This is a genomic window from Pseudoalteromonas denitrificans DSM 6059 (genome assembly GCF_900112265.1).
GTDB classification, from domain to species: domain Bacteria; phylum Pseudomonadota; class Gammaproteobacteria; order Enterobacterales; family Alteromonadaceae; genus Pseudoalteromonas; species Pseudoalteromonas denitrificans.
Genome location: NZ_FOLO01000013.1, coordinates 82,177 through 107,775, shown reverse-complemented (window position 1 = coordinate 107,775; position 25,599 = coordinate 82,177). Strand labels below are relative to the sequence as shown.

Annotated in this window: 18 protein-coding genes; 7 read left to right on the top strand and 11 right to left on the bottom strand. The window is 34.6% G+C overall.

What is annotated here, in order from left to right; genetic code table 11:
• Nucleotides 1-279, top strand: a 279-nt coding sequence (locus BM088_RS10650) for a transposase (RefSeq protein WP_143085036.1), incomplete at its 5' end; no start/stop codon positions are given.
• Nucleotides 280-335: 56 nt separating this feature from the next.
• Here BM088_RS10650 and BM088_RS10645 read toward each other — a convergent pair.
• Nucleotides 336-962 (bottom strand): SGNH/GDSL hydrolase family protein, encoded by a 627-nt coding sequence (locus BM088_RS10645; RefSeq protein ID WP_091983502.1) that lies wholly within the window; start codon nt 960-962, stop codon nt 336-338.
• A gap of 148 nt (nt 963-1,110) precedes the next feature.
• On the opposite strand from BM088_RS10645, the gene BM088_RS10640 reads away from it, so the two are divergent.
• On the top strand, nt 1,111-1,497 hold the full coding sequence (locus BM088_RS10640) for an MAPEG family protein (RefSeq protein WP_091983500.1): 387 nt from the start codon (nt 1,111-1,113) through the stop codon (nt 1,495-1,497).
• A 78-nt stretch (nt 1,498-1,575) separates the two neighbouring features.
• Here the strand turns inward: BM088_RS10640 and BM088_RS10635 are convergent, their stop codons facing one another.
• The 5 genes from BM088_RS10635 to BM088_RS10615 all read right to left on the bottom strand — a co-directional run bounded on the left by BM088_RS10635 (nt 1,576) and on the right by BM088_RS10615 (nt 14,691).
• Nucleotides 1,576-2,472 carry a DMT family transporter gene (locus BM088_RS10635; protein WP_091983498.1) on the bottom strand — a complete coding sequence of 299 codons (897 nt, stop codon included), beginning with the start codon at nt 2,470-2,472 and terminating at the stop codon, nt 1,576-1,578.
• A gap of 307 nt (nt 2,473-2,779) precedes the next feature.
• Nucleotides 2,780-5,002 carry a CHASE2 domain-containing protein gene (locus tag BM088_RS10630; RefSeq protein WP_091983496.1) on the bottom strand — a complete coding sequence of 741 codons (2,223 nt, stop codon included), beginning with the start codon at nt 5,000-5,002 and terminating at the stop codon, nt 2,780-2,782.
• Between the two features lies 1 nt (nt 5,003).
• Nucleotides 5,004-12,014 (bottom strand): Ig-like domain-containing protein, encoded by a 7,011-nt coding sequence (locus tag BM088_RS10625; RefSeq protein ID WP_091983494.1) that lies wholly within the window; start codon nt 12,012-12,014, stop codon nt 5,004-5,006.
• Between the two features lie 11 nt (nt 12,015-12,025).
• Nucleotides 12,026-13,327, bottom strand: a complete 1,302-nt coding sequence (locus BM088_RS10620) for a FecR family protein (RefSeq protein WP_091983493.1) — start codon at nt 13,325-13,327, stop codon at nt 12,026-12,028.
• An 11-nt stretch (nt 13,328-13,338) separates the two neighbouring features.
• Nucleotides 13,339-14,691: a surface lipoprotein assembly modifier gene (locus BM088_RS10615; RefSeq protein WP_091983491.1), complete on the bottom strand. Its 1,353-nt coding sequence runs from the start codon at nt 14,689-14,691 to the stop codon at nt 13,339-13,341.
• A gap of 529 nt (nt 14,692-15,220) precedes the next feature.
• Between BM088_RS10615 and BM088_RS10610 the strand changes: the two genes are divergently transcribed.
• Complete coding sequence (locus BM088_RS10610; protein WP_245763801.1) at nt 15,221-15,772, top strand: class I SAM-dependent methyltransferase; 552 nt, start codon at nt 15,221-15,223, stop codon at nt 15,770-15,772.
• A 32-nt stretch (nt 15,773-15,804) separates the two neighbouring features.
• Here the strand turns inward: BM088_RS10610 and BM088_RS10605 are convergent, their stop codons facing one another.
• A complete protein-coding gene (locus BM088_RS10605) occupies nt 15,805-16,242 on the bottom strand; it encodes a nucleoside deaminase (RefSeq protein ID WP_091983489.1) in 438 nt (145 codons plus the stop codon).
• A 67-nt stretch (nt 16,243-16,309) separates the two neighbouring features.
• Nucleotides 16,310-17,269, bottom strand: coding sequence for a DMT family transporter (locus BM088_RS10600; RefSeq protein WP_091983487.1), 960 nt, complete (start codon nt 17,267-17,269; stop codon nt 16,310-16,312).
• A 197-nt stretch (nt 17,270-17,466) separates the two neighbouring features.
• Between BM088_RS10600 and BM088_RS10595 the strand changes: the two genes are divergently transcribed.
• Nucleotides 17,467-18,306, top strand: a complete 840-nt coding sequence (locus BM088_RS10595; RefSeq protein WP_091983485.1) for an HDOD domain-containing protein — start codon at nt 17,467-17,469, stop codon at nt 18,304-18,306.
• A gap of 15 nt (nt 18,307-18,321) precedes the next feature.
• On the opposite strand, the gene BM088_RS10590 is transcribed toward BM088_RS10595, so the two are convergent.
• Nucleotides 18,322-19,074: an SDR family oxidoreductase gene (locus BM088_RS10590; protein ID WP_091983483.1), complete on the bottom strand. Its 753-nt coding sequence runs from the start codon at nt 19,072-19,074 to the stop codon at nt 18,322-18,324.
• A gap of 159 nt (nt 19,075-19,233) precedes the next feature.
• Between BM088_RS10590 and BM088_RS10585 the strand changes: the two genes are divergently transcribed.
• From BM088_RS10585 to BM088_RS10575, 3 genes are all read left to right on the top strand, one after another.
• Complete coding sequence (locus tag BM088_RS10585; protein ID WP_091983481.1) at nt 19,234-19,593, top strand: DUF2750 domain-containing protein; 360 nt, start codon at nt 19,234-19,236, stop codon at nt 19,591-19,593.
• Nucleotides 19,594-19,743: 150 nt separating this feature from the next.
• A complete protein-coding gene (locus BM088_RS10580; protein ID WP_177208016.1) occupies nt 19,744-20,367 on the top strand; it encodes a DUF1326 domain-containing protein in 624 nt (207 codons plus the stop codon).
• Entirely contained in the window at nt 20,355-21,119 is a 765-nt protein-coding gene (locus tag BM088_RS10575) for a DUF2182 domain-containing protein (RefSeq protein ID WP_218156500.1), read from the top strand. Before BM088_RS10580 ends, BM088_RS10575 begins: the two co-directional genes overlap by 13 nt.
• Nucleotides 21,120-21,235: 116 nt before the next feature.
• On the opposite strand, the gene BM088_RS10570 is transcribed toward BM088_RS10575, so the two are convergent.
• Nucleotides 21,236-22,303 (bottom strand): efflux RND transporter periplasmic adaptor subunit, encoded by a 1,068-nt coding sequence (locus BM088_RS10570; protein ID WP_245763800.1) that lies wholly within the window; start codon nt 22,301-22,303, stop codon nt 21,236-21,238.
• Between the two features lie 14 nt (nt 22,304-22,317).
• Nucleotides 22,318-25,431 (bottom strand): efflux RND transporter permease subunit, encoded by a 3,114-nt coding sequence (locus BM088_RS10565; protein ID WP_091983477.1) that lies wholly within the window; start codon nt 25,429-25,431, stop codon nt 22,318-22,320.
• Between the last annotated feature and the right edge of the window lie 168 nt (nt 25,432-25,599).

Sequence of the window (25,599 nt, the reverse complement as noted above, 5' to 3'; positions counted from 1 at the left end):
CAAGGTGATTTTGTTATCGCGGATAAAGGCTATGATAGTGAAGCGATTAGAAATAAAGTTCGAGAGAGAAATTCAAGCCCTGTGATCCCCAGAAAGCAGAACTCAAAAACGGGTAATGGAGATATAGATTGGTGCTTATATAAATATAGGCACTTAGTTGAAAATGCATTTGCAAGACTGAAACACTTCCGTGCTATAGCTACAAGATATGATAAATTAAAGTTACAGTTTGAAAGTATGCTAGCACTGGCGTGTGCAATGATTTGGCTGCCAATGTGAAAGATCAACAGCCCCTAGGTAAAATCAGAATAAAACGTTCTTTACAAAATAAGTGATCAACTCAATATCGCATGTATTTTATGAGATAATTGTTCAGCAAAAAAAATGTGCTGCTCACCGTCCCAATGTACGCCATCGAGTTTACTTGTTTTAACAATTTTAGCCGCATTATAAAAATGTATATCTAACTCTTTTGCAATAATTGAATAATATTGACTTAATTTACGGGACATATCATAGGCATGTGCAAATTCATCTTTATCTTCTTCAGGCACTATTTCAACATGACTCGGTGAGATCAGAAGTATCTGCGTATTTTTCAAACCCAACATCTCACTATTTAAAATACTCTCACAGACCAGTTTTGCACCTAAAGAAATACTATAAGCAGTTTGCTTCAAACTGGCTTTTAAATCATTTGTTCCTAACATAATAATAACTAAATCAAGTGGAGAGTTACTTTTTAAAATTGAAGGTAATAATTTAATACCATTACGGTCAGTACGAGTGGGATCATCATGGATACAAGTTCGACCATTAAGCCCTTCCTCAATAATACAAAAACCTTCACCTAATAATGATTGTAAAACACCCGTCCATCTTATATTAAGTGGATAGCGTTCCGTTGTTAAAGGCGTATAACCCCAAGTATTAGAGTCGCCAAAACATAATATATTTTTCATATGATTTATTATTATTTTACTAAATTGTCAAATATACAGTACCACTATGATTAAATTTGGCAAAGCCAAAAAAGTATAAAATGTTTAATACAAACTAAAAAAATTCTGTTATAAAACAGTCATTATTTTAATTACAGGAAGTTATACATTGGAAACAATCATTATTTGTGCATTTATAGCTGCACTAATTCCTTATTTAGCAAAATTACCACTTGCATTTGCTATGAATAAAGAAAGTAAATATGACAATAAACATCCTAGAGAGCAGCAAACACGATTAACAGGTTTTGGAGCTAGGACCTTAGCAGCCCACCAAAATTCATTTGAATCCTTAATCGTATTTTCTGTCGCAATTGCTGTGGTTTTAGCGACTGAAAATACTTCTCAAACAATTCAGATACTCGCCATTATTTATGTTCTTGCTCGAATTGGATATTGTCTCATGTATTATTTTAATCAAAGCACAATGCGATCATTAATTTGGTTTATTAGTTTTATTTGCCCATTAGCAATGATTTGGCTAAGTTTGCCCTAAGTTTAATTGGCTCTGTTGAGTTAATACTTCACCTTCAGAGCCTTATTAAAATCCGGTTATATCATTAAAAGTAAAGCGTTATACTTGCAAACCTTTTCTTTTTAGGAAAACCAGCTTATCACCCCAGTTATAAAGCATTAATCCCATAATTACGAATAAAGCGCCTATAACTAAATTTAAGCTAATTGCTTCATTGTTCAAATAAGCACCTAAGCTCAATGCAATTGCAGGTGTCATCATAGTGATCAGTGCAACAGTACTTGTATTTAACTTTTGTAAAATAAAATAATATGCGATAAATCCAATTAATGAACCAAAAATACCTAAATATACAATAGCCCATATAGAGCGTTTTCCCCAAGTATGAACAGGCAAGGTCCCATCCATAATCAGCCATATTAAAATAAATAATGGCAGAGATATTAATAAAGCCCCTACAGTGGTAGAAATGGCATGTATTTTTATATCAACACTTTTAACCAGCACAGAGCTTAAACTAAAGAAAAAAACTGCAATTAAAATGAAAAACACTCCTAAAGTACTCTGTCCATCTAGTGCTAAGTTATCCGAACACACAATCCCTAGACCAACAAAAGACAGTATCATCGCTAATTTACGAATTAACCCAAACTTAGGTTCATTAAGAATTTTCTGTGCTAATAATCCAGCTAAAACAGGTGCTAAACCAAATATAAGTGACATCATGCCAGATGAAATATGAGGTGCAGCCATATAGCTAAATGTCATTCCTCCAAAAATACCTAAACCAGAATAACAGTATAACTTTATAGCAAGTCTATTTATTGGAAATTTAATCTTAAATACTCGAATCATAAAACCACCAAAAACTGTCGCTATTAGCATACGAGACAGCACAGCTAAAGTAGGACTAACTGACTCACTACTCCATACGATACCTAGCGGAGTCGTTGACCAAATCAAAACAACAGCCAAATATGCTACAGATACGTTCATTTTATTCTCCTATATATTTGAAATATCGTAGAAATAAAAATTGCAGCAATTGAAAGTGTTTAGAAAGACAAAAGCCGCAAAATTATTTTCTGCGGCTTTAAAAGATAAATTTAGATTACTTTACACCACAGGGCAGCTCTGCCATTTATAATTGAGCATTAATAGCCAATTATGACAGTTTAGATTTACATTTATGGTAAGTCGTTTTTGCAGCATTTTGTGTGATGTAAACTTTACATTTAAATAAGTGAACTCGCATTCTGCGCCAATACTAATGCTTGCGTCAACCCCCAAACATACTATTTTATTATTTATTTTGATGCGTAAATGAACCATCCCAATCATTTGAAATAGGCATGTTTTTTAATTCTTTTATCCTTTGTAAATATATAGAATATAACTTTCTCTGTTTATTTTTTTCATGTAATTTTAAAAACAACTTCAAAGCCTGTTCCCAATTTTGTGCAAGATAAGTATCATACGCGGCCTGATATTGTTTTAATTCATTTTTAACACCTTCACTGTCTGCAAGAAATTCAGGTATCGGTTCAAAAATACTAACAGCTTTGTTTTTTCCTTTCACTCTGACTTTATCTATCTGTCGAAATTTCATTTTAGGGCACAAATCCACACATGTTTCACCCACTAATAATTCCACACCATAAAACTTAGTTAAACTTTCCAACCTTGAACCTAAGTTAACCGCATCTCCTAGTACAGTATAAGCGCGCCGATATGTTGACCCCATATCCCCCACATTCATTTCACCTGTATTGATACCTATTCCAACTTTTATTTCTGGTAGTCCTTCTTTTGCAAAAATATCACCAAGGTCTTTTGTGATATCCAGCATTTGAAATGCACAATTTATTGCATTTTGTACATGGTTCTCATCATTAAGTGGGGCGTTCCAAAAAGCCATAACCATGTCACCAACATATTTATCTATTGTTCCCTTATGTTCAAATATCGACTTGGTAATAGGTGAAAAATAGCGATTTAATAAACTTCCTAATTCATTAGCGGTTAAATTTTCTGAAATTGTTGTAAAACTGCGAATATCTGAAAACAGCACTGTCATTTCTTTACGTTGTCCAGATAGGTTAATAGCATTAGGATCATCAAGCATTTTATCAATATGCGCTGGTGGCACATATTGGTCGAATATACTTTTTATTTGTTTACGCTTACCTGACTCTTTAAAATAGCCTATACCAATATTAATAACGCTTAAAGCAATGCTTAAAAATAAACTTGTTGCCAAGGGTAAGCTTATTTTTTGCACTGCCCAAAGGTATAAATCAAATAAAATAAGACTAGCAAAAACACAGACTCCAAAAAAAGCAATGCTTCTCGGGCCCAAAAAAGGAAACAATAAAGATAAGCTTCCCCCAATTATTAACAACATCATGAATATTGCAGCTTCCCACCAATCAGGCACGCTTGGAATAAATTCAGGATGAAGTAAACCATCAATTACATTTGCGTGTATCTCAACACCTGGGTATTGAACACCTACAGGCGTGGCTCTTAAATCAGAATGCCCTATTGCAGAAGTCCCAACAAAAACAATTGCACTATTAAAAATATTTGAATCAACTTGGTCGTTCAATAAATCTGTTGCCGATATATAGGGATAGCTTTTTGCCCCACCTTTAAAAGGAATTAAAACACGTCCATATTCATCTGTAGGGATCACTTTTCGGCCAAGCTTAATGCCCACGATACTGCGAGAAGTTTTTAAGTTTGCCGTTATTACTTTTATATCATCAGCAAGTGTATAAAGCTTGGCAGCTTCTAATGCCAATGATGGATAGAAAGTATTTCCATAGCGTGCTATTAAAGAAGTTGTTCTTATGAAATTATCAGGGTCTGGAGTTGAATTAATAAAACCAATTCCCGGTGCGTTATTTTGTAGAATGGGTATATTATTCGTATAACCAAAAAACTCATGACTATGTAAAGTACTCATATCCGGTGTATCAAAAGTAACAACACTTGGGGGTAAAGTACCCACTTTAACTTTAGGATCTCCCTGAAAAGCCATACCTAAAACAACATCTGTTGCACTTAAACTTTGCGCCATAATCGCATCAGCATCGGCTTTTGACATAAAAGGCGATATTTGCTCAATTAAATTTTGAGTATCAGGTTGATCATCTAATAGATTAATAACTGAATTAATATAGTTTCTTTCAGGCTCAGAAAACATGACATCAAACGCTACAACAACCGCACCAGCTTCAGCAAGTTTATTGATAATTTTTGCAATTTTAACCCGACTCCATGGGTACCGCCCTTCTTGCTCTAAGCTTTTTTCATCTATATCTAAAATAATAATATTGATATCAGTATTTCTTACTTCAAGGGTTGAATTAAGCCGAATATCATAAATTAAGCCATTGATACGTTGTAAAATTGCTGAGTTTTCAGCTACAAAGTATTGCAATAGCATCATTAAGAAGGTAACAGTAAAACCACTCATAACAGCAGTTTTATGCTTTTTTAAATTACTATAAACCCAAGGCAATCTAAGGTTCCAACAGCTTTATTTTTTGTATATAAAAGAAACTATTCGGATAACTACTTAAGTTATCCCCTCCTCCAATCACTAAGCTACCATCTGAACTAATCAAAATTGAAAAGGCTCTTTCATTTGAGTTATAGTCAAATAAAATGCCACCATTGGCCCCATTAAAAGAAGTATCTTTAACCCCTGTCTGAGTAATTTTCGCGATAAAAACATCTTCATTAGTGCCATTATTATTGTAACCAGTAATAAAAATTTTATTTGTAGTATCTAATACAAGTGATAAAGCAGCGCCATTACCTGAGCCATAGTTATGAGATACAATGCCATCAAGATCAAAATTTGTATCAACACTGCCATTGCTATTTAGCTGAATGACTACAATTGAGGTTTGACCTTGTGTGGTTGAACCCACAGCAATAATTTTTCCATTTGAGTCAATTTTAACTTCATATAACATATCTACATTACTAAAGTTTTGAGGATCTAAATCTAACAATAAATATCCAGTTCCAACAACAAACCCAGAAGTATCTAATACACCTGAAGCTGTCACTTTAACAATTAAACCTGTTGGATTACCTTCAGAATAATGTTTAACACCTACAATAATAATTGAACCATCGGTCAAAACAGCAATATCTTCAACGGTCTCTTCTTCTGCGGGGTTTTGCCCTACGATAAGATCAAAAGTAGCGACACCATTAGAGCCAAAGCTATTATCTAAGCTTCCAGATAAATCCATTCGGGTTAAATAAATATCTTCTGTTCCTGAATTGTTGCTAGTGCCTCCTATCACTAGTTTGCTTGCATTAAGTTTAATTGCATTAAATGTTAACCCTAAACTTGCTGTTTTATATTCACCAGAGCTGCCAAAGGAATTATCTGGAGTGCCTGAAGTGGTTAACATAGTGACAAAACCAGAACCTGCAACACCACCAACAGCAGCTAATCTTCCATCTGATAGCTCAACAATATCTTTACCAGTAAATGAATTTACTGCATCTTGTTTTATAAAATATCCATTACTACCAAATGTTTCATCTAGTAATCCGTTACTATTATACCTAGCAACAATCAGCCTTTTATTTATCTCAGAGCTGCCAATCGCAATAAATTTACCTGTGTGGGGCGCTACAGTTAATTCGATAACTTTCGATAGAGCATCATTACTAAATGTGGGATCAAATATATTATAACCTTTTGTATTAAATGATGAGTCTAATGCTCCAGCGGTAGAAAATCTTACAATGAGTAAATCAGGCTCACTGCTTGATGTTAACGTAGTTGTTGTTAATAAAATAATGTTATTTGCACTGTCTTTTACCATTGAACCAATAATATTAGGGCTAGCGTTATTATCAAAATTAACGATTCCAGAACTGCCATAAGTAGAATCAACCACACCATTTATATCTGTTTTATATAAAACATTATCTATATTGCTAGTTCCTTTATCTATCGCAAATAACAAGTTCCCGGACCCATCTTCAACGATATCTCTTGCAATTGACTTGTTCGTACCAGCACCTGCATCACCATCAATATCGACCACTAAAAAACCACTTGAGCCAAATGCTGTTATTAAGGAACCTGTAGAGTCTATTGTTAGTGCTGCCATATCTTCATTTGGATTGGGTTTTGTTGAACCCACTAAGGTTATTTCATTACTACTATTAATAAGCCCAGAATAAACAATATCATCTACTGCACCAGTAAAGTCAAAACTTGCAATACCACTTGCACCATAGCTAGTATCTACTGCTGGATCTGAAGACACATCAAATCTGGCTACAGCAAAATCTTTAGTACTGTTTACAATGGTGCCTGCAACAACAACTTTCCCATCGCTTTGAATAAATAAAGTAGAGGCAATATCAGCGCCAGCAAAAAAACTTGCATCAGCAGTAGCGTGAGAACTACCATCGCCTGCAAACTTTACAATTCTGAAACCACCAGAACCAAGACTTGAAGCCACTATAATACTGCCATTTGAATGAACTTGTGCATCAGCAGCAGTATTTGTTGCACCAAAACTTGTCACTCTATAACCCGTACTATTAAAGCTAGTATCAAGTATTCCTGAAGATGTATAACGCGCTACAAAAATTTCTTTGGTTGCGCTATTATCTTGCGTACCTACAACGACTATTTTTCCAGATGCATCAATATCAATTGCGATTGCTTCTTCAAACAAACCAAGATCTGTATTAACAACACCTTGAGTACCAAAACTACGGTCTATTGTGCCATCAGTGTTAAAGCGTATAATGGAAATGTCGGCACTATTGCCACTAGCGTCATTTCGACCTACCACAAGTAATTTTCCCGAAGCATCAATTGCAAGATCATTTGGTTTATCAAAACGCATACTGGTGAATGAATTTGAACTGGCTGTGCCCGAAGAGCCAAAGCTAGTATCAATTGTTGGCGTTACATTCTCAGCTACATCGGTCACTATGACAGAAACAGTTGCTGTATCAGTTAACAAACCACTATCTGCTACTTGAATCGTTAATGTATGCGAGACCCCAGATTCAAAATTAAGACTACGGTTATCTGCAATACTTAACTCTCCCGTACTGCTATTTATCGCAAAAATACCACCACTATTTATTAAAATGCTATACGAATGCGAATCACTTAAATCTGCGTCTGTTGCAGCTAAAGTCGTGAGTGCAGTTCCATTAGGTGTATTTTCAGCAACAGTTAGCGTTATATCACTTAAAATTGGCGCATCATTTACTGGAGAAATTGTAATACTCACACTTGATGATGCGCTTCCAGCATTGCCATCACTAATACTGTAATCAATTGTATCTGAACCATTAAAATTTAAATTTGGGGTATACGAAATACTTGTCCCACCAGCAAAAGAAACAACACCATTTAATGCAATAGCAGAATTAATTATTAATGTATCATTATCTATATCAGTATCATTTGCTAAAACGAAAATGCTTACAGTTGAATCTTCATTTAAACTAAAGCTATCTGGTACAGCAATCGGTAAATCATTTACAGCATTAATAATTACATTTACCAAAGCTGAATCTGTACGGCCTTTACCATCGCTAATACTATAATTAATCGTATCTGAACCATTATAATTCTCATTTGGCGTATAACTAATACTTTGATCGCTTTGCACTACAACCGTACCATTTATTGCACTTACAGAAGTAACGAGCAAGGTATCTTTATCAACATCTGTATCATTGGCTAAAACTGAAATACTAACTGGAGAATCTTCATCGGTAGTAGCTAAATCATTAACTGCAATTGGATCATCATTTACTGATGATATAGTTACAGTCACGATAGAAGATGCTGTTCCCCCATTGCCATCACTAATACTGTAATTAATCGTATCAGAACCATTATAATTTTCATTTGGTGTATAATTAATACTTTGGTCGCTTTGAATGGTAGCAACGCCATTTGAAGCACTTGCAGATGTAACAGATAATGTATCACCATCAGAGTCACTGTCATTACTTAATACTGAAATGCTTACTGAGATATCTTCATCGGTAAAACCTTTATCTGCAACTGCTATAGGAACACTATTTACAGCGATAACAGTCACTACAACATTTGCAGATGCCGCTAAATTACCATCACTAATACTATAATTTATTGTATCTGAACCATTAAAGTTTTCATTTGGGGTATAATTTAAACTTTGACTACCCAAGATCACAACACCACCATTTGATGCACTTGCAGATGTGATTATGAGCGCATCGCCATCTATATCTGAATCATTGTTTAAAACTGAGATTATGACTGAGGTATCTTCATTTATTGAACTTATATCATTTACCGCTACTGGAGCATCATTTACAGGAGAAATAGTTAGATTCACTCTTGATGATGCGGTTCCACCATTACTATCACTGATACTGTAATCTATTGTATCTGAACCATTAAAATTTTCATTTGGGGTATAAGATAAGCTTTGATTTCCCTGAATTGCAACGCTTCCATTTATTGCTCTCGCAGATGTTACAATTAACGTATCATTATCACCATCAGTATCATTGCCTAAAACATCAATAATGATTATTTCATCTTCATTAGTATTATTTGAATCCGGATTAGCAACTGGCGAGTCATTTATATTTAATACAGTAATTGTAACAATTGCAGAATCAACGCCTTGTTCATCATCGGTAATTTGATAGGTGACAATATCAGTTCCAACAAAATCAAGAGTCGGTAAATAATTAATTGTATTATTGTTTTCAATACTCACAGTACCATTTTGTGCACTAGCAGCAAGCACAGTTAAAGTTGAGTTTTCAATGTCACTATCATTACCCAATACATCAATATTGATTAATGTCTCTTCAGCTGTTGTTGATACATCATCATTTGCAATCGGGTTGTCATTAATACTGTTAATCGTTAGGTGAACTTTAGCAACAGCACCCCCTCCTTCACCATCACTTATTTGATATTCAAAAGTATCAGTTCCAAAAAAGTTCTCATTCGCTTGATATAGAAAACTACCATCGCTTGATAATGTAAGCGTACCCTGCGTAACATTTACAAAAGGAGTCGTATTGACAGTTAACATATCTCCATTCTCATCACTGTCGTTACTTAATAAACCGCTCACACCTATAATCAATAACTCATCTTCATTAATTGAAAAGTTATCATCTAAGGCTACAGGTGCACTATTACGGTTATTTATTGAAACAAATACTTTTCCTTGTGAAGAACCTCCTGAAAGATCTTCCACTGTATATATAATCTCAATATCACCTTCAAAATCAACCTGTGGGGTATAAGTTAAAATACTATTAGTCCCGACAAGAATATTTCCATTATCCGTTACAGCAGATATAACGGTTAAAGTTTCATTTTCAGCATCGGTATCATTCGCTAATACATCTATATTTACAGCGGTATTTGTAAATGTTTGTGCATTATCATCATTCGCAACTGGGAGGTCATTTATGCTATTGATTTCGATCGCGACTGTTTCAATTGACGATAAATTGAGTTCATCAACAACACGGTATTGAAAAGTATCAGTACCAAAAAAATTTAATTTAGGTGTATAAATAAAACTACCGTCACTAGACATATTTAACTCACCCTGCGCTGGAGCAAGTAAAACATTGGTATCAACAATTAAAACATCAAGATCTAAATCACTATCGTTAGCTAATACACCAGAATTAGCATCAACTGATAAAACAATATCTTCATCAAGAGTATAGCTATCAGGTAAGGCCGTTGGCGCATTGTTTTTTCTAGTAACTGTGATTATAGCGCCTGCTTGTGCTTTATTTCCCTGAAGATCTGTCACTTCATATATAAAACTATCAACCCCATAATAGCCTGGGTTAGGAAAATAACTAAAAGTACCATCAGGACTCAAATTCAATACTCCATGAGTAGTACCTCGAATTAGGTTTTCACTTATGGTCAAAACATCATTACTATCAAAATCAACGTCATTTGATAAAATAGAATTACTGGTATTAACTTCTAATGTTTGCTCCTGTTCTATTTCATAACGGTCATTCGCTGCAATAGGTGGAAAGCTTTCACCATTAATTGCAATTTGCACCTGTGATTGCGCAATACCACCTTGATCATCTGTAACTTGATAAGTAAAACTATCAAAACCACTTGCACCTTCAGCTGAAGTATAAGTAAAACTTCCATCAACATTTAAAATTAAGCTTCCTTGAGTTGGAGCGACTAAAGGCGTGGTCACTATGCTTAAATGAGTACTATCAATATCTAAATCGTTGATCAATAGACCGGGTGCTTCTACTGTTAACACAACTCTTGATTTTTGAGCTATAAAATTATTTTTAGATTGAAACTTACTTGCATTTGTTGAATTAAAATTATTGTAAGAAGACTCAGGCTCATCATTTGTTGCAATAACTGAAATAACAACCAGCGCAGTATCAGTTTGACCTAACTCATCTGCTACCTGATAGGTGAAAATATCTCGACCACTAAAATCAGCGGCGGGTTCATAACTGAAAGATCCATCCGAGTTAATAATTAAAACACCATTATTTGTTGATGTTATAGGGAGCACATTTATTTTGGGAACACCATCTTCAGCATCAGTGTCATTTTCAAGTAAATTACTCGTTAATATTGTATCTTCATCAATTGTAAAAAAATCATTTTCAGCTACAGGAGCTAAATCAACAGCACCATTGAGGACAGATACTTTAATAATATCTCCAAAAGCACTTTCTCCAGAACCATCTACACCAGTAACTGCAGTGAAAAAAACCTTACTATCATTGTGTCCTGTAAAAGATAATTTCGGCTCTTTTAGTGCTAAAAATGCTTGCCCATCAGTTAGACTGGCATAATTTTTATGTGTCACACCCGCAACAGACGCAATGTAAACGTTATACCTTAAATAACTCCCAATAGGCTCCCAACTAAAATCAATATTACGACTGCTTCTTTGTGCATTAATGCCAACAATAGAATTTGAGTGCCAATTAAAATCGATACTATTAATTAAAACTCTATTATCTTTACTGTCATCCACCCATAACTCTAGCCGAACAGGTCCTGACTTTACACCAAAATCAAGAGGGTTAATTGCAGTTAAAGTTTTATGAAAAACACTGCCACAATTAGCTTCACACAAAATATATGCATTTGGATATTCAGGAAAGCCAATATAAATAGCATTAAGCCCGTCAGGGTCTTCTACATCAATGGAGGCTGTTAAATTACCTTTTAATTCTTGATTTGATATCGGTAACCTAAATGCGCCACTTGCATTTGTAAAAGTTGAGGTTTGCACTTTTGATGAGGAATGAATTTGATTATTTGATCTTTGTTGATAATCAAATGGAACAACTTTATGAGTCTCAGGTTTTATAATCGGAGGTTGGATCACATCAGGGTCGGGAATTGCCACAGATGAGGTTTTATTACTGCTATCACCGCAACTAATTAGCAATAACACAGTAAAAACCCATAAAATGGATTTAAAAAATGGATTATTCATGCTCCCCCCTTTCACTTCATAATCACATTTTTAATACTCGATCTAAAACTCCCATTTGATGTTATTTGCCTATTTTCAATTTCAAACAAGTTAAAGTTAGTTAGAGTATGGTTTAAATCATTAATAAAAAAAGCTTCTATATCACCACCCGCTTTATTATTGCCATGTGATGCAAAGTTCACATTAATTTCAAAAGCGTCAATATTAATAATGCCGTTAAAAGCAGCAAACCACTCACCACCATTATCAGTAAAAGATAAATTGCCTGTCGGAATAGTGCCGCTATCAAAATTTATCGTCATACTTGCTTGAAAATCTGATACTTGTCCTAAAGTACTGCTAACGGCAATTTCACTGATATTATCGTAAGTAAAGCTGCCCGTTTTCTCTAAAATAAGATCAGCTAAGTTATTAGGCGGGATCAAAGTTTCAACTTCATCTTGAAATGGTTCAACAATGAGTTCTAGTTCTTCAATGGCAGGTTCAGGTACCCAGTCACTTTCTTGGGTTGTTGGCGTTTCAACAATTTCAATATCTTCATCTACAATTGTTTCAGGTTCTTCTTGCTCTATAGCAACCTCTGAACCTTCCGCTTCAATTTGTGTTTGTTCTTCTTGATTTTTACTTTCATCACCTTGTACAGCAAGCGTTTCTTCAGACTCAGACTTAGGATCAGAACTATGGCCTTCATTAAAGTTTTCTGGCGGTAGTAATAATTCAGTCACTTCTCCCACGGCATCAATTTTGGCATAAGAAAAATTTTCACCTTCGCCTAGTGAGACTTGCTGAGCTAGTGCACCCACATCAATATCAATATCAACAGCACCATCCCAAACTGCAACAAGTACTTCCCCATTTATAATCTCAATTTCGTAATGCGTTCCACGTATACCTATGCTGCCTATCGGAGTTGATAATTTATAGTTTCCCTTTTCCGACTTAATCGCACCTGTGACAGATCGCAAGCCCCCTTTGAGCAATTCCATAGCCACAGAGCCTTTTTGCTCTTTCACATCAAATTCATACTTTGCAATAAACAGTTCACTATTTTCTTTTAAAGATATCATTCCCCCATCAAGCATTCTAAATTGTGTTTTACTTTTATTCGCAGTCTTAACTAAATCAATATCAAATATTGCTGACCGTCTTTTTAATTTTCTCTTTGTGGTTGTTTTAGTTTGTATTGCACTCACTTCCCCTTTGGCAATAATCGTTTTACCTGCAACTTTACTTGCCAATACATTTAATGGCAGGCTCAACCCTATGAATAACATAAAACAAATATTTAATTGATATTGACCTAATCTAATCATTATAAAAACCTTTAAAATTGTTTCATTATGCCCAGAGATATTTCATCTCTTTTATATTCATATATAGGTAAGTTACTTTGTTTTTGAGCATGCTTAAGACTCAGCTGCCATGTCCAGTCATCTTCCAAATAGTATCGCCAGCTTAAACTTCCTCGATATAATTCTTCTTCTCGTGTTGCAAGCCAAAATGGATGCATATCCTTATAATTATAGTCTTGATATTGAAGTAACAAGTTCAATTGGTGATATTGAGAAATAAAATAGCTGGTTTGATATTGTAGTAAAACTAGCTTGTATGAATTGAAATCACTGCTTTTTTGATTTGCTGAAATTTGATTGAAATGACTGCTAATTTGATGCCACATTGCACCTTTAGTGTATTGCGCGCTCAGTGCAAAAAAAATGTCTTGGGAGTCTAAATCATTTATATCTTCATAATCCGTCTTACCTAAACCAAATTGAATGCCGAAGTTTAAATTTTTATTAAAAGGCATTATTAAGTTCGCATCAAAACCATATTGATTACGATAAAGTGAACTGTCTAATAACAAAGGCCTTACATAAGCACCTAACTGATAAGTTTTATCACCCCAAACATCTTGAAACTTACTCGATAATTGCGCAATACTACTTTGGAATTTATCATTTTTACTATCGATATAGTCTGTATGAAATAATGCTAATTCACCAATAACTAACCTTTGTTGATTTATTGGTAATTGATATTGTAATTGGTAATTTAAATAAATAGCTTCGTCTTCAATTGCCTGACTATCTTCAGATATTTGTATCGGTTGACTTAATAGTGGTGTTTCAAATTCATCTAATATTGCACCACTATTTATATTCGTATCATGGCCAAAAGATAGCCCGTATAATTGTTTCAGTTGACGTTTTTTTGTAATTAAAACCTGATCTATGCGTTGTAAAAATTGCAAAATTGTTTTTTTTAATATTTCATCATTGACCCTTGTCTGTAATTTTTTTAATTCATTTTTTGCAGCTAAAAAATTATCGATATAAAAATAAGCTTTCGCTAAATTAAAACGCGCTAGCTTCCATTTTGGCTTCACAATAACAGCACGCTCTAAAGCAAAAACAGCCCTTTGATATTCCCCTATTTTTATTGCCGCAATCCCAGTTAAAAAATCAAATTTAGGCTCACCTGCAAAATCAAAAACATTTTCCTGTGAAAACGCCAGTGCTAATGCATATTCTTCTTGTTTAATAAATTGGTTTAATGTGTCAACAGCCTCCTTTATAGTTAAAGATTTTGCATACGCAGAGGTTGAAATAAGAATAAACAAACAAACCATGCTATTAAATTTAATAAAAAATATTATTTTTTTTAAATTTAATTGCATATAAAGTCCTTAAGCTAATTTTAGAGAGAGAAAAAGGCTATCAAACTAAAATTAGCACAGAGTTTTTATTTAACAATTAAATACTTAAAATATAAATTGTGGAAAGATAATTTAACAATAAGACTGGGAGAAGTATCTATCTATACAGGTATAACAACTTTTATGTTCAGATGAAGTAGAGCAAAAATGATAAAGGTTAAGTTCAAACAAAACATTCAAAATTAACTAATCCCGGGTAAATTTCCCATAAAAAAAGCAAAGACTAAGAAAGGACATAATATACTTACAATGCTCATCACAATATAAAGTAAAATCGACTTTGTTGATTCATTGGTAAAATCTAAAATATTAATAATATTCATAATATTCATAATATTCATAATATTCATCCTTTATGATTCTTAATGCTATTTTAAACAATAAATAAGACAGATATATTATTTTATATCAAATTTGAAACCATTAAAAAACACTTAAAACCCAAAATATGTAACAATTATTTAAAGTATTTAATACATAAAATTAAAAGGTGGAATTAATTATTACTTACTCTTCATTATTAGAACTGCACTTAGTGCAATTAAAAAAAGCGGCAGAATCTGGAAAAATTCTTGATTTAGCCTGTGGAACTGGCCGAAATGGACTTTATTTGATAAACAATAATATTCCTGTTCTCTTTAGCGATGTAAAAAAAGACTCTCTAGCCGTTATTAAAGAGACTTTAAATTCAAACACAGCCGAATTAGCCCATTTCTGGCACGTTGATTTTGAACAAAAAGATAATCAGCTAAAAAATAGAACATTTTCTGGGATCATGGTCTTCCGATATTTACATCGACCACTCTTTGAAAGTATTAAAAACGCGATTTTACCCGGCGGTATAATAATTTATGAAACTTTTACTGTTGAAAACCGACAGTTTGGCCGACCTCATAATGCACATTATTTATTAAATAAAGGTGAACTTGTAGCACAGTTTAAAGACTGGAATATAATTCATCAATTTGAAGGAATAATTGATAATCAGGGCTCTCCTCAGGCCATAGCGCAAATTATTGCATTGAAGCCATTTACTGAATAAATGACCTCAATGCTCGTGGTATTAATTAAAAGTCACTCGCCAATATCTTCATTCCATAAAAGAGGCTTATCAGCAATAAATTGTTCCATTAGGTTTTTACATACTTCATTATCTAAATTGATAATATTAACGCCTCTAGATTTTAAGTATTCCTCAGGGCCTTTAAATGTGTGATTTTCACCAATCACAATTTTGGAAATACCATAAAGCAATACTGCGCCACTACACATATCGCAAGGAGACAAAGTAGAATATAAAGTTGCCTGTTGGTACTCTGATGCTTTAAATCTACCGCCATTTTCTAAACAGTCCATTTCAGCATGCAAAACTGAACTTCCTTTTTGAACGCGTTTATTATGGCCTCTGGCAACTATTTTATTATCCATCACTAAAACTGAACCAATTGGGATCCCGCCTTCATCTAGCCCAATTTTAGCTTCTTCTATGGCTACACTTAAAAATTCATCCATCATATTTCCTTATTAATCATGAATTGCTGATTTTAAAACAGTATAGATGAAAATTGATGAGACTAGATTATTTATCTATCGGTGCTGCCATTTGATCTAAAGCCTGAATTTTTGCTTTTCTTCTACCGCCAAGCTCAGAGTACAACATTCCTAAAATAATTAAACTTGCACCGATCCAGCCCTTAATCCCTAAATGTTCGTCTAATATAAGATAAGCTGCAATATGAGCAAAAATAGGTTCTAATGCAAAAATAAGTGCTATTTTATGCGGTTCTATCAATCTTTGGCTTGAAGTTTGAGCCCAGTAAGCAAAAGCACTTGCAAGTAAAGCTGAATATAAAATTGCTAACAAAACACCACTGTCGGTTAATTGCACTAATAACGGGGGGTAATTTACATTTATACCCATAGAAAATTCATAAAGAGAAGCAATTGCACTATAACAAGCTACAGCACCTAACTGAACGATACTCAAAGGCACTACAGCGAAACGACCTCCAAACCTAGCCATCATAGAAATATGAGTGGCGTAACATACAGCACTTACAGCAACTAAAATATCACCTTGATTAAATTCTAATTTATCACCCATAGTTAAAAAATACAGTCCAACCGTCGCGGTGATCACACTTAACCACACTTCTTTTCCTACTTTTATTTTAAATATAAAAAAACCAATAATTGGTACTAAAGGTACACACATACCGGTAATAAAGCCTGTATTAGAAACTGTTGTATATAGTAGTCCTTGTGTTTGTAATGAGAATCCCAAAAATAACAGCAGACCTAAACCAAAGCCGGCTTTAATTAATTGTGATGTTTTATAATCCGTTTCTTCTTTATTCGGCTTTTTCATCAAAAACCAAAGTGGCAATAACGCCAAAGTCGCAAGTCCAAAACGAAATGCATTAAATGTATTCACTGGCATAACATTTATCGCATCATCAACAACAACAAAACCTATCCCCCAAATTAAATTTACCAATACCAAAGCCCAAAAGGCCATTATTGGTGTTCGTATCATCATTTTATGCTCTCAGAAAATTATTTTTTATAACTTATACAATAATATCAAATTGATTGCGTTATTTCCCAATTAGCACGCATTTTAATATTTAATACATTCCATAAAATAAACTAATTTGGTATCTGCAAAACTTTTGTCTATGCTTAAAAAGAGTAAACCTTACTATTTCCCCTAGAAATTAATGGAATAATTTAGCTATGATCTATGTTGATAATTTAGTTTTAGATGATGTATCCAGGGGGTTTCACATCCCTGCAAAACCAGAAATTCTAGAAGAATTTCAATTGGTAATGGCAGATAAAGATGCCAGTGTTTCTGACGAAGCAACGATTGTTTCTAAAGACCTTAGTTTATCTTCAGCAATTCTAAAAGCCATCAACTCGCCATTTTTTGGGTTAACCAGAACAATTAGCAATATTCATCAAGCTGTATGTTTTATGGGTATGGAAGGGGTTAATTATTTAGCCACGGCGCTATTGCTCAAAAATGCATTTGAAGGTGAAACAAGTTGCTTATCATTTGACCGATTTTGGAATGATGCCACTGATATTGCACAAGCTATGGTATTTGTAAGCAAAAACATATCTTGTAATGTGCCCTCAGAAAGTCTCTATACTGTTGGCCTATTTCACGACTGTGGTGTTCCAGCTATGGCGTTACAATATGAAGACTATAAAAACACATTAGATGAAGCCGATGAATTAGGCTTTAACTCTATCATTATAGAAAATGAAAAATACAAAACAAACCATGCTATTGTAGGTTATTTCATTGCTTCATCATGGCATTTGCCTAAAGACATTTGTAATATTATTTTACAGCATCATGAACTCGACTTTTTATTTAAAGTCACGGGTTCTGAAGAACAGCTTATTTATGCAACATTAAAAATCGCTGAAAATATCACAGAGAGAAAGTTACGATTTCGTCAATCAAGTGATTGGCAATTTATAGGTGAAGACGTACTTAATGTTTTGGGCATAAACACTGACGAATACGCCGACTTAGAAGAAAGTTACTGCGCGACCCGTCAGTAACTTTCTTCTATAAACTTAAAATAGCTTTTTAGCTTTTTGATCATTTGCAAACAATGACCAATCAACTAATCTTGGAAACAATGAATTTATTCTAACAAATAGTTTTTCAGGAAACCCTAAATAGGTTTCTTTTTGTTTATTTACAATTGCTTTAAGTATTTGATCAACCACCCATTGTGGTTCATCCATATTCATATTAACCATCTTTGCAAACTCCAGAACTTTCGATGTATTTAAAGGTGTTTTTACTGCCCTTGGTGCAATATAAGTAACATCAATACCATCTGATTTAACTTCACGCCTTAAGGCTTCACTAAAGCCTTTCACTCCTGATTTTGAACTTGAATAAGTAACAAAGTGAGCAAAATTAATTGACCCAAAAGTAGAGCCTATATTAACAATTTGACCACTTTTTTTCTGTTTCATTTTAGGGAGTAATGCCTGCGTTAGTAATACAGGAGCCACCAAATTCACAAAATATAGCAAAGCCGTATGATCCATGCTTTCTTGTTCCATTGGACCAAAATATTGTAAACCAGCAAGATTGACTAAAATATCTATATCATCATTTTTTAATTCATGAACAATGTTTTTTACACCATCCGTACTAGATAAATCACCTGTAACAAATTTAGCTTCAAAGTCTATACTCTCAACCCTGTCAATAACGATGACTTTTGCACCTCGTTGCGAAAATTGTTGACTAAGTAAAGAACCGATACCACCCGCTCCACCTGTTATTGCAATTACTTTATTTTTTAAAGTCATAATCATCTCCAGTCTTGATTAACTAAAATGCTTAGTTGATATGTCAGACTTTAAGAGGTGAATCTTAAGGTAAGCTTAAATTTAAAAATATTTTCAATTTGTTCATTAAAAGGGTTGTAAGTATAATCCCAACCTTAATACATTTATATGAGCCTTATCATGAAAGATGACAATCAAATACTCACAGCTTTTTTAGCTGAATTAAAACCAACTCAAACTCTTTGGGCCCTTCAAGATAAAGCAAGTGAAGATTGGGTTGTTTTAGATTCTATTAATTTTGAAAATACAGATGTCATGCCTGTTTGGTCAAATAACGAATTAGCACAACAACATTGCGTAGATGAATGGAAAAGTTACGTACCGGCTGAGATTCCTGTTGCCGATTGGCTTGAGTTTTGGGCTGAAGACTTAAATGAAGATGGTGTGATCATAGGTGTAAATTGGCAAGAAGAGGGTGAATGTCTAGAAGTAGATTTATCAGCATTCACACAAGGCATCGCTTCAATAGAAGCTTTATAAGGTTTCATTTTCCACAATATAAAAAGGTGTATATCGCACCTTTTTATATTAGTACTTTATACTTTGCTCCTTAATTAGCCCAGCTATACCAGCCAAAAAAACTATCTCAGCTATACTCATAATCTAATTCATTAACATATGGTGAATGTTATGTCTGACGATAAAAAATGGTCTTTATCTATGCATCACATTGAGTGTTGTAACTGTAGTCATGGCTGTGGTTGTCAATTTTCAGGATTCCCTGATAGCACATCAGGCGGTTGCGAAGCACTGTTAGGTTTTCTTGTGAAAAGTGGACAATTAAATAACTTAGACCTCTCAGGTCTAAAAATTGTTTTTGCTGCAACTTGGCCAAAAGCCATACACGAAGGTAATGGTAAAGGTGCTTTATTTATCTGCAGCGAAGCAACTGAAGAGCAAGTCACAGCAATCGCAACTATATTTTCGGGTCAGGCTGGAGGCATGCCTTTTGAAGGGTTAGCAACGACTTTTAGTGAATTTGAAGGGCCATTGGTCAAAAAAATCACCATGAATATCGATGATAAATATTCATCATTTTCAGTCGAAAGTATCTTAAAAGTACAACAAACACCTTTAATTAACCCTATGAATGGTGAAGATCAAAATGTGCATATCACTTACCCCGATGGTGGATTCTTTTGGAACGATGGCATCATAGGTACATCGAGTGAAATGTCTATAAAACATAATTCATTAGATTTTCAACATGTTGGAAGGTTTGCAGCTAAAGCTGAAGTTGAATGGGCAAACTAATTTTGAATACTTTTAGTGCCAGTAAATTAAATGAAAAACTAATACTGCTCATTATATTTACCTTAATAACGGTAAGTTGGTACTACATGGTTTTTATGATGAGCATGAATATGGCTCCGATATCCCACTGGAGTACACTTGACATACTTCTGTTATTTATAATGTGGTCAATCATGATGGCTGGCATGATGCTTCCGTCTGCTTTGCCAGTAATACTGTTAGTTGAAAAAATTAATCAAAATAGAAAAATTCGCAAAGCAAAATATTCACATACTCTTTACTTTGTCTTAGGTTATTTACTGTCCTGGACGCTATATAGCTTTATTATCACTTTAGTACAGTATGGATTACACTATCTTTCAATATTATCCCCTATGATGATAAGTGCACAAAAGTGGTTTACCTGCTTATTATTATTCAGTGCTGGAGTGTATCAATGGTTACCTATCAAACAGCGCTGTCTAAAATTATGCCGTTCCCCCTTGAGCTTTATTATAACGCAATGGCAAGAAGGAACCTTAAACTCAATAAAAATAGGTTTTAAACATGGCCAATACTGCATTGGCTGTTGCTGGGTTTTAATGGCGTTATTATTTGTAGCTGGTGTCATGGATCTCAAGTGGATTTTAGCTTTAACAGTCATTGTCTTAATTGAAAAGCTCGCTCCATATGGAGCAGTATTTAGCAAAATACTGGGCATTGGTTTAATACTATCTTGTGTATTTATTTTAGTGCGCTTTCATTACTCATAAGCTTTCATTTCAATAAAAATACTAATGAAGCCGTGAAAGTGATCTTCACAAAATAAGGTATTTGTTCAGATCACTATTTAAGAGTAAAAACCTTTAGTTTTATATTCAAAAATAAGCTAATTTAGCTCAACCTTTGCAACAAGGTCTTTATTACGTCTAATTTGTTGTCCGGCTTGCAACCTTTCTCCACCTCTAATTATGACTTCATCACCTGCATTCACATCACCTGAAATTGAAACCCACTGACCTATCCCCTGCCCGACTAAGACATTAACCTTTTTAGCTTGATTATTTTCATCCACAGTTAAAATATAAATTTCTTTCTCTCTTAAAACCAGCGCATCTCGTGGCACAAGCGTAGCTAATTTTGTGGCATCTTTTGGCAAAGAAACGGTTACAGCAGAACCCGCTAATAAATTTAAGCCATCCGCTGATAAATGCACATCAAAAGTACGCGATATTTGAGAACCAGCCTGACTCCATGTTCTCACTGGTAATTCAATTAGTTTTTCTTGCCATTTCACCATTACTTTTGCATCTTGTTTTAAATAAGGCGCAATATTCATAGGCGCGGCAATTTTTATATCTAAATGATACGTATCAACCAATTGTACTAACGGTCTACCAATTGAAATGAGCTCACCTACATTAACAAATCTCTGACTTATACTACCTGAAAATGGCGCTGTGATATGTGTTTTATCTATGGCTAACTGGGTTTGAGCAATTTGTGATGCTAATGCTAAAACTTCATTTTGTGCAATGGCTAAATCTTTTATAATGCGCTCAAGTTCGCTCAAGGCTGTATTGTTCATTTTATTGAGTTTAGACATACGCTTTTTTTGTTTTGTTAAATATTCTACATCGGCTTCATGTTGTTTTAATAATGCATGTCTTTGCGCCAATTGTAGTTTCAAATGGCGATTATCAATTGTCGCTATTTCCTGACCTTTTTTTACTTTTTTACCGACATCTTCAATCCAAAGTAGTTGACCAGTTTGCTCTGCAGAAATAGGTGAATTTGTTCGGCTAATCACATTTCCAGGTAACCAAGTTGTTGGGTTTACTTGTTCATTTTTAGCCAAATCTACCGTCACTAACTTTGCTTTTTGATCTTCTGCTGATACAGCTAATGTGCTTGTAATTAATGCCGCTGATAACATACTTAAAAGTAATTTTTTCATCATATTTTCCTAAATTATTTTTCAGCAGTATTCGCTGCTACTGTGACTAAATGTTTAGACTCATCTTGTGTTTTAATCGAAAAACCAAAGTCTTTTGCTGTTAATCTTAATAAGCAAGGTAAAAGCACAATTGTGAAAATGGTACTCACCCCTAACCCACCAACAATAACACCCGCCAAACCACGATAAATGACACTGCCTGCACCTGGGACTAATAACAGCGGTAACATGCCAAAAAAGCTAGTGGCTGTACTCATAAAAATTGGACGTAATCTTAAGGTTAATGCCTGTTTCACAGCCTCATCACGGGTCAAACCATTTTGTTGTGCTAAACGAGTTTGATGAACAAGTAAAATAGCATTGTTCACAACTAAACCTAATAAAATGACAAATCCTATCATGGTTAATAAATCAAGCGGTTGAAATACAAACAAATTAAGAATTTGTAATGCTAATATTCCGCCAACAGTTGCTAAAGGTATAGTGATCACTACCAATGCGCTGTCTTTCACAGACCTAAATAACGCAGCCATCAATAAAAATAGAATCACTAATGCAAATGCAAAGTTTTCACTCATAATGCCTATGGCTTTTTCAAGCTGGTCAGCACTACCACCATATATAATATTGCCATCTTGAGGCATTAAAGCCCTTATTTTTGGCTCTACCTGAGTTTTGAGTACCGCGATTGTCTCCTCTAAAGACCAACCTTTAGGTGGATTAATGTTTAAACTAATTGTTCGGTTACCATCTATACGGGTTAAACGTGAAGGTCCTGCTGTCCTATCAATTGTTACTAAGTCAGATAGTTGATTAATCGAGCCTTTTCCCGTCACTATGGGTACGTCACCTAAAGTATCAGGATCACTCCAACCATCTGCACGTAAAATCATATTTAAACGTTTACTACCGTTAAAGTACTCACCTACATATAAACCATCTCCTAAAGTACGCACCACACGACCCACATCTCTTCTATTCCAGCCTTGCTCTAAAATTTCACGATCATTAGGCTGTAATCTTATTTCAGGTTCAGCCATTTCAAGACCTGGGTTAGCTCTGACACTCACATCGGGTATCGCATCTTTTACCCATTGCAAACCTTGTTTAGCAACTTGTTGCAATGCATTGGTATCTTTTGACTGCAAATGGACTTGTACACTGCGACCACCACCAAACCCACCAAATAAATTACCCTGACGTGCAAATGCGGTTGTATCAGGCAAGTCCACTAAGACTTCATTTTTCACAACGTCAAGTAACTCATTTACTTTAGATTGATCTTTTGCTCTTATGCCTAAATTGCCACCAAAGGGTCCACTAAATAAGTAGTAATTTTTAAGCGCAGGCTCTTTAGTACCATCCATATAAGGTTTTAAACGTTCAACAATAGGTTTTACAACCTCTTGCTCTATCGTTTTGATATTAGCACCCGGTGGAAACCTTAAGTTTGCATCAACGGCATCACGTTTTACTGGCGGTAAATAATCCAGTTTAGGCATAGCAACATAAGTAACTGCAACAGGGATCACTAACATAGTTAATGCAAGTAACACCCGCTTAACTGAAGTATTAGTAGCAGTCATTACTAAAGCACTCATTTTTTGCCATAACGCTTGATTAGGGTCTGGAATGCTACGTTCTTTTAAATAATATTTAGCCAATACAGGCAATAGCACTGCCGCCACTAATAAAGAAACTGAAACTGCGATGGCGATAGTCAGCGCTAAGTCACCAAATAATTGACCTTCAATGTCTTTTAGAAAAAACACAGGTAAAAATATAGCAACCGTTGTGGCTGTTGAAGCAAGTAATGCTCCCCAAACCTGCTTTGAACCCAGCTCAGAACTTGTATGATAATCATTTCCCTGTTCACGCATTCTAAGTATATTTTCAAGCACAACTATCGCCGCATCCAAAACCATGCCCACAGCAAATGCAAGTCCTGCAAGTGATATCACATTCAATGAACGCCCTGTGAGCTGTAAAACGATAAAAGTGGTAAACAAGCTAATTGGTATTGCAGTTGCAATTATTAAGGTTGCTCTCATACGGCGAATAAACAACCATAAAACGACTAAAGACAACATGACACCCATAAACAAGTTACTGGTAACAAGATTAATGGCACGATATATAAAAACTGATGCGTCAAAAGACTGAACCATTACAAGTTCTTTATCGGCTAATATTTCAGTATTTATCAATTCAACTTCGGCTTTAACACGATTCAGTGTTTCTAATACATTCGCCCCATTCGCTTTATCAATTCGCATTGAAAAAGCAGGGTTTCCATTTTGAACCGCCATTTGTTGCCTGTCTTGACGACTAACGGATATTTTAGCAATATCACCTAAGCGAATATTACTGTAGTTACGTGACTCTAAAATTAGTTCAGATAATTCTTCAACCTTATATTTACCATTAAATCGTAATGTATACTGTCTTCGACCGACATCGATAAACCCTCCTGAAACATCATTACTGGCAGATACTAAAGAAATAAGCTCAGGTATTTGAATGCCGTATTGTGCAACCTTGATAGGATCAAAACGAATTTGCAGCTCCTCCCTATTTTGAGCAGAAAACGTTTGCACACCCGCGACACCATTGATAGCTTCTAATCGAGGCCTAATAACATCATCGGTATAATCTATATATTCATCAATTGATTTCGTATTACCAGGTAAAGCTTGTAGGAAAAACCACGTTAACGCGGGATTATTACCACCAAACCCACCTAGCATGATACGAGGGGGTAAAGCATCTCTTGGTTGGTTTTGTACCCGCGTCATTCGGCTAATAACTTCAATCAGCGTTTGATCCATATCGGTTTCAACGCCAAATTCTAAATTAATAAAACCGCTTCCTTGATTGGCAAATGCATTCATAGATCGTAACCCTGGAATGCCCTTTAAGACTTGCTCTTGCGGTTCTAAAATTTCAGACTCAACTTCTTTAGGCGCAGCTGCCCGCCAAGTAGTTTGAATCGCAATACGAGGACGTTCAATATCTGGGAATAACTGAACCGGTAACTTAAATAAACTAATCACCCCCACAAGCAAAATAAGCGCAACGGTTACAGCCACCGCAGCCGGACTTTTCAAAGCATTCGAAATCAATTTCATGCCAATCTCTATTTAATAAATGAGAAATAATGACTAAAAACTAGCAAGTTTTGCTGATAAATGAAGTGCACTTTCGATGAATGACATGCTAAATACGACAAGCAACTCAATAGAAATCCCTTGTAAAACTCTGACACAAAATGACATATCTTTTGAAGTTAGTATTTA